Consider the following 15,586-nt stretch of genomic DNA (forward strand, 5'->3'; position numbering starts at 1 on the left):
GCGGCCTTCTCCAGGATGACGAAGTCGTGGTACCCCGCCTCTTTGAGCTTGATAGACCGGTACGGCGGGCGGGCCCGCCGGACGTTCGGGCGCCGGTGCGGCGGGAGGGCGTACGACGGTGTCCCGCGCGCCGGTTTCCGGGTTTCCGGCGGGGGCGGAGTGAGGCGGCGGTCAGGCGGGGCCGAGGCTCCAGGCCCGGACGGTACGCTCTCCGCCCGTGTCGGCGACCACCGGGTGGCCGCCCCGTTCGGCCAGTGCCAGCGTGGGGATCGTTCCGCCGGGATCCAGGTCGAGCGCTCCTATGGTGTCGCCGTCGTCCAGGTTCCAGACCCGGGTGACGTACTCGTCGTTCCACGGACCGTGGGCGACGACGGCTATGGGCACGTCCCCCCACCGTCCGGTGACCAGAGCCACGGTGCCCCGGTCGTCCGGGCTCTGGTCGCTGAACTCCCACTTCTTCCTGCGCTTGCCCGTGGCCAGGTCGTACACGCGCAGGGTCGCGTCCAGGTGGGTCGAGACGAGGACGGGCTTGCCCTTGATCTCGCCGCAGGCCAGCCGCTCGATCCCGCCGATCTCCCCGGTGTGGAACGAGTGCGTCATCCGCCCGCTCGACAGCCGCCACACCCGGACCCGCTCCCCGCCGTCGCCCGTGACGAGCACGTCGTCCTTGCCCAGCCGGCCGAACGCCAGCCCTCTGATGCCCTGGAAGTGGTCGGTGATCGTGGGGCCGATCTGCTTGCCGGTGGAGATGTCCCACAGCCGCACGACGCTGCGGAGGTCCTTCATGGAGTCGTACTTCTGCGACACCGCCACCGCCTTGCCCGCGCCCGTGACGGTGACCGCGATGACGGGGTCACTCACCTTGTGCGAGGCGAGGCTCTCGCCGGTCGGGCTCCACAGCCGCATCCGCCCGTCGGTGTGCCCGGAGGCGATCACCGGCGTGCCACCGACCTCGCCGGCGGCCACCTCCGTCGTCGTGGCCCCGCCGTCGCCGAGCCGGGTGGCCGCCCGGTCCAGGCCCCACGTGAACACCGCCCCCTTGGCGGTCCCGCACACGACGGTGCTCCCCGCGGCGGCGAGTGCCGTGATCGCGCCGTCCGCTTTGGGCAGGGGCGCGGACACCGCGACCTGCGTCCCGAAGGGCTCGGCGGACGGCGTCGGCGTCGGTGTCGGGGTGGCGGACGGGCTTCCGGTGAGCGGCTGCTCCGTACGCCGGTCGTCCGGGTCGAGGGGGTCGTTCCTCGGGCGCAGGACGGTGAAGGCGGACACCGCGAGGGCGGCCGCCGCCGCGGCTCCGCCGAACACGGCCCGCCGGCTGACCGACCGGCTCCGCCCGGTCTCCGTATCCGCGTCCGCCACCGGCCCGGCCCCGGCGCGGGGCCCCGTCTGAACGCCGCTCCGGGCATCGGGGCCCGTCTGAACGGCGTTCCCGGCAGGGGGTTCCGTCCGGACGGCCGAGGAGCCGGAGACGGGCCCAGCGCCGGAAGGAGGCCACGCCCCCGGGGGAGGAGGCGGAGGCCCGGCGTGCGCTGCCCCACCGGGCGGAGACATCGCCCCCGAAGGAGCCGAACCGGACGGGACCGCTCCAGCGGGCGGCGCCCAGGCGACACCGGGCTGCCCCGCCCCGGCGGGCGCGAGCTGGGCCGGACCGGTGGGCGGGCCGGCGGGGGGTGTTGCGGGGCCGGGGACGCGGGCCGGCGGGCCGGCCTGGCGGATGAGTTGCTGGAGCAGGGTCGTCGGGTCCGGGCGGGTGGACGGGTCCTTGGACAGGCACGCCGCGATCGCCCCCAGCAGGTGCGGCGGCACCCCCGTGAGGTCCGGGGTACCGCTCAGGACGCTGTTCACCACCGCCGCCAGCGTCTCCCCCGCGAAAGGCGTGTGCCCGGTGGCCGCGAACACCATCGTCCCCGCCCAGCTGAACACGTCCGACGCGGGTCCCACCCGCTCGCCCCTGAACTGCTCCGGCGACATGTACGCGGGCGTCCCCACCGGCACCGACGTCCGGGTCGTCGCGTCGAGGGCCTTGGCGATGCCGAAGTCGATGACGATCGGCCCGTCCGGCCCCATCAGCACGTTGCCCGGCTTGAAGTCCCGGTGCACGATCCCCGCCTGGTGGATGGCCGCCAGGGCGGTCAGCGTGGAGATGGCCAGCCGGTCCAGCGCCCCGCCCGACCGCGGCCCCGACGCCCGGACCAGCGTCTGGAGCGTGTCCCCTGGCACGTACTCGCTCACGATGTACGGCCGCTCGTCCGCCATCCCGGCGTCCAGCACCGCGGCCGTGCAGAAGGCGGCCACCCGCCGCGCCGCCTCCACCTCCCGCAGGAAGCTCTTGGTGACGTCCTCGTGTTCCTCGTGGGCGAGGTGCAGGACCTTGACGGCGACCTCGCGCCCGTCGTCGCCGACGCCCCGGTAGACCACGCCCTGTCCACCGGAGCCGAGCACGCCGACGAGCCGGTACGAGCCGATCCGCTCGGGATCGCTCGGCCGGAGCGGGCGCAGGTCAGGCATCCCGCTCCTTCCTCGGGCCAGATCGAGCGATCACACGATAAGGCCGTACGTCCGGATTTACGACATCTTCTCGAAGAAGAACTCGTGCTTCATGAACGACGTGTCATATTCGTGCCCGGGATACGGCGGGATGAGCTGAGACGCCTGGAACAGCCGCCACCCGTCGCGCAACGCCTCCACCCCCGTCTCGTACGGCGGCTCGTCCCCGTCGCCGGCGGTCGGTTCGGTGCGCCCGGTGCCGTCGTAGCGCGACCAGCCCACCACCTCGGCGTCGAGCGCGGAGGTGGCCAGGTAGAGAACGAGCACCTGCTGCTTCATGCGACCCTCCCGGGGCGGTTGTTCACGCGAGTCGTCCAGTATTCGACGTCGAACGACGGATCGTTGGTCAGGGCCCGCCACATCCGCACCCGGTTGTGGACCTCCAACCGCCCGGTCGCCTGCTCGTACCAGGGGAAACGCCGGCCCAGCTCGGCCAGGACGGCGGGATCGTCCAGGTCGGAGGTGTCCCAGAGCCGCACCTGCGGCACGGTCGGGTTGAAGCGGATCTTGAACATGTACCGGCGCACGTCGCTGTCGTTGCGCCGCCCGCCGTGCCAGATGCCGTGGTGGAGCAGCATCACGGTCCCGGCGGGGCAGGTGAGCCGGGTCTGGCCGCGCAGGTTCTGGTAGCGGCCGGTGTCGCTCTCGTTGATCCGGCGCAGGTGACTGCCCGGCACCACGAGGGTGCCGCCCATGTCGGCCGTCACCTCGCGCGGGTAGTACATGAGCTGCACGTCGAAGGCGTCCATGCGGGTGTCGATGATGGCGTCGGCGTGCAGCGGCTGGGCGTGACCGTTGTGCGGCTCGCGGACGTGCACGGCGTGGTGGTCGACGGTCGGGTCGGGGCCGACGAGCGAGTGCAGCGCGCCGGCGACGGCGGGCAGCTCGATCAGGCGGCGGGCGAACGATCCCTCGGGGTAGGCCTGGGTGACCGGAGTGCCGTACGGCGGGCGCGGGATGCCCGCCTCCAGCACGTCGATCGCCTGGTCGTTGAGCTCGTCCGGGACGATCCCGTCGAGCCGCAGATAGCCGGCGGCCACGAATCCGGCGACCTGCGCGGAGGTCAGCAAAGTGGTTCGCATGCCTCGAAGTTAGAACCGGACACCCGCTATGTCGTGGGTTGTAATCATCAACTACTGGTCCATTTTCCCCGGCTGCGGTAGAACAGATCCCTGTGCGGCAGGTGACGATCACGCTCTCCGGCCCGCCGGCGGTGGCCGGCGCGGGGGCGGCGGTGCACGGCGTGGTCAGCGCCCACGACGTGTTCCGGCTGCCCGACCTGTGGCAGCTCCACCTGTACGGGTACGCCGCCGAGCTGGTGCTCGACGGCACCGTGCACGCGATCAAGCCCGGCCACGTCAGCCTGATCCCGCCGGGCGCCGAGGTCCACTACCACTACCGGGGCAGGTCGGAGCACCTGTACGCGCACTTCAGGCTGCCCGGCGGCGACGAGCGGCGGGTCGTGCCCGTCATGCGGGACGCGGGGGACCAGGCGCCGCTCATCGCCGCCTCCCTGCGGCAGGCCATCGCGGCGGTCCCCGACACCAGGGCCAGGGCGTCGGCCGAGGTGTGGACGGTGCTCTGGCGGATCGCGAACCTGCCCGTCGCCGGCAGCGCGCACGCCGTCGTGGCGGCCGCCATGGAGTACATCGACGCGGACCTGGCCGCGCCGCTGACCGTCCCCCGCGTCGCCCGCGCCGCCGGGGTGTCGCACAACCACCTCACCCGGCTGTTCCGGGCCCAGACGGGGCACACGGTGGTCGCGTACATCCGCCGCAGGAGGTTGTCCCGCGCGCTGCACCTGCTGCGCGAGTCGACCCTGGCGATCCCGGCGATCGCGGCGGCGGTGGGCATCCCGGACCTGCAGGCGTTCAACAAGGCCTGCAGACGCGAGCTGGGCGCCTCACCCCGGGCCCTGCGCGCGAGCGGCCCCGAGCACGGCGCGGGTAGGCCGCCACCTGCGGCGAGTGGACCCGATCAGCGGTGAGGCCGGGCGCGTGTCCGGGCCCGCCTGGCGCCGGGGGCGGGCCGTACCCGGTAGGTTGGCCGACCATGGAGGAACGCCACGATCATCACCGCCGCCCCGCCCGTGCCCTGGCCGCGATGGCGCTCGCCGCCCTCCTCGGCACGGCCGCCTGCGGCGACCCGGCCCCGGCGGCCTCGGCGGCCGGCCGGCAACCCGCGCCGAGCCCGTCCGCGCCGAGCCCGTCCGCGCCGAGCCCGTCCGCGCCGAGCTCGTCCGCGTCCACCCCACCGGCGGGCGGGACGCTGCCCGCGCCCGACCAGAAGATCCCCGGCGACCCCGCCCGGCTGGCCGCCGCGCTCAAGGGGACCAGCGCCGCGCTCAACGCCGCGATCGACGCCTGGCCGAAGACCGGCAAGCCGCCCCGGGACGTCGAGCTCCTGGCCCTTCACCAGCAGCGCGCCTACCGCTACACCGCCCGCCACCCCGAGGTGGCCGCCCGGGCCTTCGCCCGCCTGCCGTCCGGGCTGGCCGCCCAGGCCAAGGACAACACCGCCGCCATCCGCGAGCTGCTCTCCCTGGCCCACCCGATCAAGCCCTCGGCCACGTTCAAGGTCCAGCCCGCCCCGCCCGCCGCCGAGCTGCTCGGCCACTTCAAGAAGGCCGAGCGCAAGTTCGGGGTGGAGTGGGAGGTGCTGGCGGCGGTGATGTTCGCGGAGACGAAGTTCGGCCGGGTGAAGTCGGACAGCAACGTCGGCGCCCAGGGGCCCATGCAGTTCATGCCCGGGACCTGGAAGGCGTACGGCATGGGCGGCGACGTGCAGGACCCGCGCGACGCCGTCATGGGCGCCGCCAACTACCTGCGCGCCTCGGGGGCGCCCCGCGACTACCGGCGGGCGCTGTACGCGTACAACCATTCCCGGGCGTACGTGAACGCCATCCTCCTGCACGCCCGCCAGATGAAGCGGGACCCGAGGAACTACTACGCCTACTACAACTGGCAGGTGTTCGTGATCACCACGGCCGGCGAGCGGCGCCTCACCGGCCCGTAGGCCCCGCTACGACCCCCGCTATGACAGGGCGCGCGCGGCGTGGATCAGGGGGACGTGGCTGAAGGCCTGCGGGAAGTTGCCGACCAGCCGGTTGTAGCGGGGGTCGTACTCCTCGGCCAGCAGCCCCACGTCGTTGCGCAATGCCAGCAGCCGCTCGAACAGCGTCTTCGCCTCCTCCTTGCGGCCCTGCATCGCCATCACCTCCACCAGCCAGAAGCTGCACGCCAGGAAGGCACCTTCCCCGCCGGGCAGGCCGTCCACGTCGTTGTCCGCGGCCAGCGGGTAGCGCAGCACGAACCCGTCCGACATGAGCTCCTTCTCGATGGCCGCCACCGTCCCCACCACCCGGGGGTCGTCGGCCGGCAGGAAGCCGACCATGGGGATCATCAGCAGCGACGCGTCCAGCTCCGACGACCCGTACGACTGCGTGAAGGTGTTGCGCCGCGCGTCGTAGCCCTTCGAGAGGATCTCGGCGCGGACGACGTCGCGCAGCGTGCGCCACTTGTCGACCGGGCCGGTGCGGCCGAACCGCTCCACGTACTTGACCGCCCGGTCCAGCGCCGCCCAGCACATCACCTTCGAGTGCACGAAGTGCCGCCGGGGCCCGCGCACCTCCCACAGGCCCTCGTCGGGCTCGTCCCAGTGGTCCTCCACGTAGTCGAGGAGCTCCCGCTGGATGGTCCACGCGCGGTCGTCGGGTGACAGGCCGCGCGTGCGCGAGACGAACAGGCAGTTCATCACCTCGCCGTACACGTCGAGCTGGAGCTGCTTGACGGCCTCGTTCCCGATGCGGACGGGCCGGGAGTCCTCGTAGCCGTCGAGCCAGTCGAGGCGCAGCTCGGGCAGCCGGCGCTCGCCCGCGACGCCGTACATGATCTGCAGGTCCTGGGGCCGGCCCGCGATGGCCCGCAGCAGCCACGCGCGCCAGTCGGCGGCCTCCTCCAGGTAGCCGGAGCTGATCAGCGCGTCGAGCGTCAGCGTCGCGTCGCGCAGCCAGCAGAAGCGGTAGTCCCAGTTGCGCACCCCGCCCACGTCCTCGGGGAGCGACGTGGTGGGCGCGGCGACGATGCCGCCGGTGGGGGCGTAGGTGAGGCCCTTGAGCGTGATCAGCGACCGCACCACGGCGTCCCGGTACGGGCCCTGGTAGGTGCACCGCGCGACCCACTCCGCCCACATGGCCTCGCTCTCGCGCAGCTGGGTGTCGGCCTCGATCTGCGGCGGCATCGGCTCGTGCGAGGGGTGCCAGGTGAAGACGAACGGAAACCGGTCGCCCTCCTTGACCGTGAACGTGGCCCGGTGCGCGTAGTCGCCGCCCTTCAGCGGCACGGGGGAGTGCAGCCACACCGAGTCGGGCCCGCCGATGGCCTGCAGGTGGCCGTCGCTCTGGCGCACCCACGGCACGATCCGGCCGTAGTCGAAGCGCACCCGCAGCTGCGTGGACATCTCCACGGTCCCGGAGACGCCCTCCACGATGCGCACGACGTCGGGGTTGCGGTCGCGCGGCGGCATGAAGTCGATCACCCGGACCGTGCCCGTCGGGGTGTCCCACTCGCTCTCCAGAATGAGCGTCTCGGGCCGGTAGCGGCGGCGGGTGGCCGGTCTGCGGCCCGTGGGGCCGAGCCACCAGTGTCCGTTGCGCTCGCTGCCGAGCAGCGACGCGAAGCAGGACGGAGAGTCGAACCTGGGCAGGCACAGCCAGTCGATCGAACCGTCGCGGCCCACCAGAGCCGCCGACTGCATGTCCCCGATGAGGGCGTAGTCCTCGATCCGCATGCCTAGACGCTACTCGGAGGAGGGGCGATCCCGTGAGGGGGTCCGATCATGTCGCGTCATGCCCGGATCCCCTCACGGGATCACGTCAGGGGGAACCAGCGGGTGAACAGCTGGGTCAACGGCCCGATGGCCAGCGCGAACACCAGCGTTCCCACGCCCACGGTGCCGCCGAGCAGCCAGCCGGCGGCCAGGACCGTGATTTCGATGAGGAACCGGCCCAGCCGCACCGACAGGCCGAGCCGCATCAGCCCGGTCATGATGCCGTCGCGGGGGCCCGGGCCCATCCCGGCGCCGATGTAGAGCACGGTGGCCAGGGCGATGGCGACGACGCCGAGCACCACGTACAGGCCCTGCAGGACCAGGTGCGACGGGGTGGGCAGCAGGAAGATCGCGCCGTCGGCGAACAGGCCCAGGAAGACGACGTTGCTGACCGTTCCCAGTCCGGGCTTCTGCTTCAGCGGGATCCACAGCAGCAGCACCAGGGCGCCGATGCCGATGATGACGGTCCCGATGGACAGATCGGTCCGCAGGGCCAGGCCCTGGTGGAACACGTCCCACGGGTCGTTGCCCAGCCCGGACTCGACCTGGAGGCCGATGCCGGCGCCGTAGAGCGCGAGCCCGCCGTACAGCCTGACGAGGCGCGCGGGAAGGGACGAACTGAGCCGGGGGACGGTCGCTTCACTCATAGTGGCCACAGATTGGCATCCAACCGACTTGCCAAAACAGGGCCAATCACGAAAAGTGGCCTTATGAGGCATCTGTCGGCGACCCAGGTGGCGCGGCTCATCAAGATCGACCCGGCGGCGCGTCCGTACTACCGCGCGCTCGCCGACGGCGTGCGCGTCCTTATCATGGACGGCCAGATCCCGGTACGCGTCCGCATGCCCGCCGAACGCCACCTGGCCGAGACCCTCAAGGTCAGCCGCACCACCGTGACCTCGGCCTACGACCTGCTGCGCGAACGCGGCTACCTGGAGAGCCGCCAGGGCTCCGGCAGCTGGACCGCCCTGCCCGACCCGGCCACCACGGCCGACAACCCGTGGCTCAGCACCGACGGCGACGGCCTCGTCCAGCTCCAGTGCGCCGCCCCGCCCGCGCCGTCGGCCCTGCGGCAGGCGATGCTGGAGGCGGTGGACGACCTGTCCGTGTACGGCATGGGCAACGGCTACGACCCCATCGGCCTGCCCGTGCTCAGGGAGCGCATCGCCGCCCACTACACCGCCAGGGGCCTGGCCACCCGGCCCGAGCAGATCCTCGTCACGACCGGCTCCCAGCACGCCATCCAGCTCGTGCTCGGCCTGCTCGTCGGCGCCGGCGATCCGGTGCTCGTGGAGTCTCCGACGTACCCGCACGCCATCGACGTGGCCCGGCAGCGTGGCGCCAGGATCGTCCCGGTCGGCATCTCGCACGAGGGCTGGCAGGCCGACCTGGTGACGGGGGCCATGCGCCAGTCGGGGGCGCGGCTGGCGTACCTCATGCCCGACTTCCAGAACCCGACCGGCGCCCTCATGGACGACGCCACCCGCGCCGCCGTCGTGGGCGCGGCCCGGCGTACGGACACGGTGCTGCTGGTGGACGAGACCTGGTCGGAGCTGGCGCTGGACGAGGTGCCCCGGACCTCGCCGGCGGCGGCGTTCGACACCGACAGCCGGGTGATCAGCATCGGCTCGGCCTCCAAGCTGTGGTGGGGCGGGCTGCGCATCGGCTGGGTCCGCACCACCGCCGCGCTGGCCCGGCGGCTGGCGATGTTCCGGGCGGCCGTGGACATCGCCAGCCCGGTGCTGGAACAGCTCGTGGTGGCGCGGCTGTTCGACCGGCTGGAGGAGACGCGCGCCGAGCGCCGCCGCACGCTGCGCGCCTCACGCGACGCGCTGGTGTCGGGGCTGCGCGAGCACCTGCCCGAGTGGACGTTCACGGTGCCGCGCGGAGGCGGCACCCTGTGGGTGCGCCTGAACGGCCCGGGCGCCACGCCGCTCGCGGAGGCGGCCGCCCACCACGGCGTACGCCTCGCGCCCGGCCCGTGGTTCGGCCTGGAGGGCACCCTGGAGGGCTACCTCCGCCTGCCCTACACCCAGCCGCCCCAGGTCCTGACGGAAGCGCTCACCCGCATCCGCGCCGCCCGCGACCACGGCCCCACCGGCCCCCGCCGCCCCGTGGACGCGCTCATCGCGATGGTGTGAGGGGGTAAACCTCGACCTCCGCCCGATGCCCGCACGCGGACCGCAACTTGGCGTCCGTGGTGACCAGCGTGCATCCGAGAGCTTCGGCCAGAGCGATGTACGCGGCGTCGTACACGGTCAAGTTGTCGCGTAGCGCCCAGATCCGATCGGCGAGCTTCTCGATCGGATAGCGGACGAGGGGAAGGTCGGAGAAGTCCATGCGTGCTTCATCGGCCCGGTCGATGGGGAGCTTGCCGCTCATCACCAGCCCGCGCAGGGCGCTCAGGAATTCGATGTCGAGCAGTGTGGGAGCGTGCAGCGACCCCGCCTTCTGGAGCGTGCGCACCAGGTCGGGATCGGGTCGCTCGGCCTGAAGGGCGTGGACGCAGGCCGAGGCGTCGACCACGATCATGCGCCGCGGCCCTGGTGGATCGCCGTGAGGATGTCGTCGTTGGTCGGGCCGTTCTCCCGCGACCGCCGAAGCGCTCGCTCGATGACCTCGGCGGTCGTCGGGCGGGTGATGAGCCGCAGCTGGCGACGGAGATAGTCGGCGACCGTGAGGCCTTCGGCCTCCGCCTGAATGCGGAGCGCCTCATACGTCTCGTCCGGGACGTCGTCAATGCGTATCGTCTTCGCCACGCTCTGTGTCACCTCCCTCACGCTAGTCGCTTCCAGCGTGCGACGTCGTCTGCTTTCCCGCAATTCGAGCGCCTCATTCGCTGGAGCCCCGGGCCAAGGGGGCGCGCCATTTGCGGCGCATCGCCATGATCCGCAGCCCGAACGCCAGCACCGCCGCCGCCAGCGTGGCCGGCCAGCCGTGCAGCCCGTACGCCGACAGCGCCGCCATCACCCCCGACCCCAGCAGCGCGGGCACCGCGTACAGCTGGCGGTCGTACAGCAAGGTCGGGATCTCCCCGGCCAGCACGTCGCGCAGCATGCCGCCGCCGATGCCCGTCACCACCCCCAGCAGCGCCGCGTGCAGCGGGGCGAGGCCGTACTCCAGGGCCTTCTCCGTCCCCACCGCGCAGAACAGCCCGAGCCCCGCCGCGTCCAGCACCAGGATGAGCGGCATCACCCGCGCCACGTGCGGATGCCAGAAGAACACGATCACCGTCGCGGCCACCGGCACCAGCACGTACCCGAGGCTCTGGAAGGCGGCGGGCCGGACGTTGAGGATCAGGTCGCGTACGACGCCGCCGCCCAGGGCGGTCATCTCGGCCAGCACCACCATCCCGACCACGTCGAGCCGTTTGCGCACGCCCATGAGCGCACCCGTCAACGCGAAGACGAAGATGCCGACAAGGTCGAGAATTTCAGACACGTCGGAATATTTACCGTATGACCGGTTCGTGGTGCTCGGCCATCATCACCCGCAACCTCCGCGCGAACATGAACAACGCGATCCCGGCCACGATCGCCATCGCCGCCAGCACCAGGTAGTACATCGGATCCGACAGCACCCGGCCGAGCCGCCCCGTCTGCCCGCCGACCGCGTCGCCCACCGACAGCGAGATGAACCAGACCCCGAGCATCTGCCCCTTGAACGCCTCGGGCGCCAGCTTCGTCGTCACCGACAGCCCGACCGGGCTCAGCGACAGCTCCCCGAACACCTGGATGAGGTAGACGAGCACCAGCCACCACACCGACACCCTGCCGGGCCCCGCCAGCGCCGCCGCGACGGCCATGACCACGAAGCTCAACCCTATGACGATCAGCGCGAACGCGAACTTCTGCGGCGTGCTCACCCGCGTCCCGAGCCGCACCCACAACGCGGCGAAGACCGGCACGAAGATCATGATGAACAGCGGGTTGAAGGACTGCGTCGTGGCCGGCTGGATCGGGATGCCGAACAGCGACAGGTCGGTGTGGTCCCTGGCGAAGAACAGCAGCTTGCTCGGCGCCAGGTCGTAGATCATCCAGAAGACGGACGCGGCCACGAACAGCCAGATGTAGGCCTTCATCCGGATCCGCTCGTCCTCGGTCAGGTCGTGACTGCCGAGCAGGAGGTACGAGAAGTACGCCACCGGCACGATGAGGATGACCACGGTGATCGCCACGGTGAGCCGGTCGACCGTGAGCGTGCCGGTCGCCGCCCACGCGCCCAGCGCGATCGCCGCCGCCGCCGCGATCCCCGCCCCCCGCCAGAACAGGCGGTGCTGCACGTGGGCCGGCCGCTCGCCGATGCCCCGCAGGTATCGGCCGCCCCGGATGTACTGGGCCAGGCCGAACGCCATCCCGACGGCCGCCGCGCCGAACCCCAGGTGCCACCGGTCGCCGGTGGCCAGCCAGCCGACCACGATGGGCGCGAAGAACGCGCCCAGGTTGATGCTCATGTAGAACAGGGAGAACCCGGCGTCCCTGCGCGCGTCGTCCCCCTCGGGGTAGAGCCGTCCGACCATGACGGACATGTTCGGCTTGAGCAGGCCGGTGCCGGCGATGATCAGCAGCAGGCCCTGCCACACGAAGTACGGCGACGACACCGGGAGGGCCATGCTGATGTGCCCCAGCATGATGACGAACCCGCCCCAGAACACCGACCTGCGCGCCCCCAGGATCCGGTCCGCGATCCACCCGCCGGGCAGCGCCACCAGGTAGATGAGCGCGCCGTAGACGCCGACGACCGCCTGCGCCGTCTCCTGAGACAGGCCCAGGCCCTGCTGCGCCGGTGACGCGGCCAGGAACGTGGCGAGGATCGCCCGCAGCCCGTACCAGCTGAACCGCTCCCACATCTCGGTGCCGAACAGCGTGGCCAGTGCCCAGGGATGCCCGAAGAACGTCCTGCCGCTCATGTGCCGCCCCCTCTGTGCACCCGGTCGATTACTCTACGTGAAGGACGCGGGTCTTTCTCCTCAGGCTCTTGCCGCTACCCCCTTGGTGTGGTGCGATGCAGGCCACTCACGCAAGTGAACACTGACTGGAGGCGCGCGCCATGGCCGAAGACCTCGAAGTCCGGGCCGAGATCGAGCGGCAGATCGCCGGCCGTACCGTCTGCGAACGGCTCAGGCACGCCGCCGAGCAGCACCCCGACGCCCCCGCCTACTCCGACCCCGACGGGGACGGCTGGACCACGCTGACCTACGCGCAGGCGCGGCAGCGGGTCCTGGAGATCGCCGCGGGTTTCGTCGCGCTCGGGCTGGAACCCGGGGAGTCGGTGGCGGTGATGATGGTCAATCGCAGCGAGCACGTGCTCGCCGATCTCGGGGCCGTGCACGCCGGCGGGGTCGGCTGCACGGTGTACTCGACGTTCGCGCCCGAGCAGATCGCGTTCGTGGCCGGGGACGTGGCCGCCAGGTACGCGGTGCTGGGCGGCCCGGCCGAGCTGGCCCGCTGGCAGCCCGTCCTGTCCCAGCTGGACGGGCTCCGCAGGATCATCATGCTGGAGGGGGCGCCCGCGGACGAGCGGTTCATGTCGTGGGAGGACTTCCTGGAGCTGGGCCGCGCGCGCCTGGCCGCGGCCCCGGCCGAGGTCGAGGCCCGCATGAGCGCGGTCACCCCCGGCGACGTGGTCACCGTCCTCTACACCTCGGGCACCACCGGCATGCCCAAGGGCGTCCCCCTCACCCACGCGAACGTCTTCTACGAGGTCGCCGCCACCGACCGCATCACGAACCTGCCCGTCCGGGGCACGCAGATCTCCTACCTCACGTACGCGCACATCGCCGAGCGCATCCTCAGCCTCTACCTGCCCCTGGTCAAGGTCTCCCACGTGCACTTCTGCACCGACCTGGCCAACCTGGGCAAGACGCTGGGGCAGGTCAGGCCGATGATGTTCTTCGGGGTGCCGCGCGTGTGGGAGAAGATGATGGCCCGCCTGCTCGCCGTGCTCGCCACCCAGCCGGAGGAGCAGCAGGCCGCCGTACGCCAGGCGATGCGGGCGGGCGCCGCGTACGTGGAGGCCGGCCAGTACGGGCGCACGATCACCCCCGAGATCCAGGCGGCCTACGAGCAGGCGGACGCGTCCCTGCTGTCGATCATCCGCGGCATGATCGGCTTCGACCGCGCCGAGTGGACCGCCACGGGCGCCGCGCCGCTGCCCGCCGAGGTGCAGCACTTCTACGCCGGGCTCGGGCTCAAGGTCATCGACGTGTACGGCATGACGGAGACGACCGGCGCGTTCACCGGCAACAGCCCCTCCTGCTACCGCCTGGGCACCGTCGGCAGGGCCGAGCCCGGCGTCGAGATCCGCATCGCCGAGGACGGCGAGATCCTCACCCGCAGCCCGCTCAACACCCGCGGCTACGTCAACCGGCCCGAGGCCACCGCCGAGCTCATCGACGACGGCGGCTGGCTGCACACCGGCGACATCGGCACGGTCGACGAGGACGGCTTCTACCGGGTGGTCGACCGGAAGAAGGAGCTGATCATCACGGCGGGCGGCGAGAACATCTCCCCGGCCGAGATCGAGAACCACCTCAAGGAGCACATGCTCGTCGGCCAGGCCCTCGCCTACGGCGACAACCGGCCGCACCCGGTGGCCCTGCTGACGCTCGACGGGGAGGTGGCGCCGGGCTGGGCGCAGGCGCGCGGCATCGCGTTCGCCTCGCTGGCGGAGCTGGCCGAGCACCCGGAGGTGATGAAGGAGGTGGAGACGGCGGTCGAGGCCGCGAACGCCAAGCTGGCCAGGGTGCAGCAGGTGAAGAAGTGGGCGCTGCTGGGCACCGAGTGGACGGCCGAGACCGAGGAGCTCACCCCGAGCCTGAAGCTCAAGCGGCGGATCATCCACGCGAAATACGCCGACGTCATCGAGGGCCTTTACAGCGGGCCGCGTTAGGGCACTTTGGCGGGGTTCGCCTGCTCCGGCTGATCCCGGTTTTGCCATTCGTGGCGTGTGTCGAGGTCCTGGCCATTACCGGGCGGTTCCTACCGTCTCGATCATGACCAGAAGCCTTCTTCTCGTCTCGCTCGCGGCCGGGCCGCTCACCGTGCCCGCCCTCCCGGTCGCGACCGAGCCCGTCATCCGCGCGATCATCGTCCGTCCGGCCGAACCCATCGTGGGGGCGAACGACTCCGTACGCCTGGTGGTCGACGTCGTCGCCAAAGGCGTGCGCGGCCAGGGCGGCGTCACCGTCAAAGTCGAACCCGGCGCCCCACCCGGCCCCGTACTGACCGACAAGCTACCGATCCCGGCACCGGCTCCGGCCCCGGCGCCCGCCCCCGACACCGGCTCGGTGGGCTCCGGTCCCGCCCCCACCAGCGGCTCCGTCGGCACCCGCCCCGCGCCGGGCACCGCACCGGGCACCGCGCCCCGTCCCGCACCGGTGGCCCGTCCCGCACCGGGCACGGCGCCCCGTCCGGCACCGGTGGCCCGGCCCGCACTGCCGAACCAGCCCCGGCCGGGCGTCCGGCCCGCACTGCCGAACCAGCCCCGGCCAGGAGCCCGGCCGGCGCCGCCGAACCAGCCCCGACCAGGCGTCCGGCCCGTGGCACCCGCCCCGGCGCCCGCACCCGTTCAGGCCCCTGCACCCGTTCAGGCCCCCGCACCCGCTCCCGTTCAGGCGCCCGCTGTCGCTCCGGCGGCGCAGCCACCGCAGCTGGCCGAGGACGCTCTGGAGGGCACCCCTCCGCAGCTGACCTGGCGCACCGCGGGACCGGGATCCGGCCCGCCGGCCCGCATGGCGAACGGCTGGGAGACCTGGCGTTTCCTCCCCGACAAGCAGCTGAACCGCTACTACCCGACCGGCACCTGGACGATCACCGCCACCGCCAGGGGAGCGGGCGGGACGACGGTCACCGAGTACGCGTCGTTCCAGTTCAGGCGGGACACGAAGCTCTCGTCGGTCCGGGCCGACAAGCTGGAGGGCTCCGACCTGGTACGCCTGCGCGGCTCGCTCAGGCGGGTGGACCCGCGCGGCTACACCGACTACGGCCCGTTCGCCAGGCAGCAGCTGGAGATCCTGTGGCGCGGCGACGAGTCCACGGCCTGGGAGCGAATCGGGCAGACGACGACGGACGCCTCCGGAACCTTCGAGGCGACGGTCGCGGGCCGCGCGGGTGGCCTCTGGCGCGTCCGCTATCCCGGAACGGGACACTACGCCTCAGACGCCTCCAAGTCCCGACAAATTACGCAATAGCCGAAAAGATGCCTATAGCAC

At 72.1% G+C, this 15,586-nt stretch carries 14 protein-coding genes; 5 read left to right on the top strand and 9 right to left on the bottom strand.

Features of this window, described 5'->3' with window-relative positions; all coding sequences use genetic code 11:
- Positions 1–171 precede the first annotated feature (171 nt).
- From ACWEPL_RS51620 to ACWEPL_RS51630, 3 genes are read right to left on the bottom strand one after another with little or no spacing between them, the layout of a single operon-like run.
- Complete coding sequence (locus ACWEPL_RS51620) at positions 172–2,508, bottom strand: WD40 repeat domain-containing serine/threonine protein kinase (RefSeq protein ID WP_452440746.1); 2,337 nt, start codon at positions 2,506–2,508, stop codon at positions 172–174.
- 57 nt (positions 2,509–2,565) lie between these two features.
- On the bottom strand, positions 2,566–2,826 hold the full coding sequence (locus ACWEPL_RS51625; RefSeq protein WP_192785635.1) for a hypothetical protein: 261 nt from the start codon (positions 2,824–2,826) through the stop codon (positions 2,566–2,568).
- A complete protein-coding gene (locus ACWEPL_RS51630) occupies positions 2,823–3,629 on the bottom strand; it encodes a phytanoyl-CoA dioxygenase family protein (RefSeq protein WP_363969850.1) in 807 nt (268 codons plus the stop codon). Before ACWEPL_RS51630 ends, ACWEPL_RS51625 begins: the two co-directional genes overlap by 4 nt.
- A gap of 92 nt (positions 3,630–3,721) precedes the next feature.
- Here ACWEPL_RS51630 and ACWEPL_RS51635 point away from each other — a divergent pair, with 92 nt between their 5' ends.
- Both ACWEPL_RS51635 and ACWEPL_RS51640 read left to right on the top strand, forming a co-directional pair.
- A complete protein-coding gene (locus tag ACWEPL_RS51635; RefSeq protein WP_452440748.1) occupies positions 3,722–4,534 on the top strand; it encodes a helix-turn-helix transcriptional regulator in 813 nt (270 codons plus the stop codon).
- 65 nt (positions 4,535–4,599) lie between these two features.
- Positions 4,600–5,562, top strand: coding sequence for a transglycosylase SLT domain-containing protein (locus ACWEPL_RS51640; protein ID WP_452440749.1), 963 nt, complete (start codon positions 4,600–4,602; stop codon positions 5,560–5,562).
- Positions 5,563–5,580: 18 nt separating this feature from the next.
- Here the strand turns inward: ACWEPL_RS51640 and ACWEPL_RS51645 are convergent, their stop codons facing one another.
- Together ACWEPL_RS51645 and yczE are read right to left on the bottom strand one after the other, a co-directional pair.
- The gene (locus ACWEPL_RS51645) at positions 5,581–7,335 is read right to left on the bottom strand and encodes a glycoside hydrolase family 15 protein (RefSeq protein WP_363969844.1); all 1,755 of its coding nucleotides are present in this window, start codon (positions 7,333–7,335) and stop codon (positions 5,581–5,583) included.
- An 80-nt stretch (positions 7,336–7,415) separates the two neighbouring features.
- Positions 7,416–8,021: a membrane protein YczE gene (gene yczE / locus ACWEPL_RS51650; RefSeq protein ID WP_350735270.1), complete on the bottom strand. Its 606-nt coding sequence runs from the start codon at positions 8,019–8,021 to the stop codon at positions 7,416–7,418.
- A 63-nt stretch (positions 8,022–8,084) separates the two neighbouring features.
- Between yczE and yczR the strand changes: the two genes are divergently transcribed.
- On the top strand, positions 8,085–9,515 hold the full coding sequence (gene yczR / locus ACWEPL_RS51655; protein WP_363969842.1) for a MocR-like transcription factor YczR: 1,431 nt from the start codon (positions 8,085–8,087) through the stop codon (positions 9,513–9,515).
- Here the strand turns inward: yczR and ACWEPL_RS51660 are convergent.
- The 4 genes from ACWEPL_RS51660 to ACWEPL_RS51675 all read right to left on the bottom strand — a co-directional run bounded on the left by ACWEPL_RS51660 (position 9,499) and on the right by ACWEPL_RS51675 (position 12,283).
- On the bottom strand, positions 9,499–9,906 hold the full coding sequence (locus tag ACWEPL_RS51660; RefSeq protein WP_363969840.1) for a type II toxin-antitoxin system VapC family toxin: 408 nt from the start codon (positions 9,904–9,906) through the stop codon (positions 9,499–9,501). The genes yczR and ACWEPL_RS51660 overlap by 17 nt on opposite strands.
- Positions 9,903–10,133: a hypothetical protein gene (locus ACWEPL_RS51665; protein WP_350735278.1), complete on the bottom strand. Its 231-nt coding sequence runs from the start codon at positions 10,131–10,133 to the stop codon at positions 9,903–9,905. Before ACWEPL_RS51665 ends, ACWEPL_RS51660 begins: the two co-directional genes overlap by 4 nt.
- Before the next feature lie 73 nt (positions 10,134–10,206).
- The gene (locus ACWEPL_RS51670) at positions 10,207–10,815 is read right to left on the bottom strand and encodes a trimeric intracellular cation channel family protein (protein WP_363969836.1); all 609 of its coding nucleotides are present in this window, start codon (positions 10,813–10,815) and stop codon (positions 10,207–10,209) included.
- A gap of 10 nt (positions 10,816–10,825) precedes the next feature.
- Complete coding sequence (locus ACWEPL_RS51675; protein WP_452440750.1) at positions 10,826–12,283, bottom strand: peptide MFS transporter; 1,458 nt, start codon at positions 12,281–12,283, stop codon at positions 10,826–10,828.
- A 140-nt stretch (positions 12,284–12,423) separates the two neighbouring features.
- Here ACWEPL_RS51675 and ACWEPL_RS51680 point away from each other — a divergent pair, with 140 nt between their 5' ends.
- Positions 12,424–14,265, top strand: a complete 1,842-nt coding sequence (locus tag ACWEPL_RS51680; RefSeq protein ID WP_363969832.1) for an AMP-dependent synthetase/ligase — start codon at positions 12,424–12,426, stop codon at positions 14,263–14,265.
- Between the two features lie 103 nt (positions 14,266–14,368).
- Positions 14,369–15,565: a hypothetical protein gene (locus ACWEPL_RS51685; protein ID WP_452440751.1), complete on the top strand. Its 1,197-nt coding sequence runs from the start codon at positions 14,369–14,371 to the stop codon at positions 15,563–15,565.
- The last annotated feature ends 21 nt before the right edge of the window (positions 15,566–15,586 follow it).

The sequence above is a fragment of the Nonomuraea sp. NPDC004186 genome, assembly GCF_053603495.1.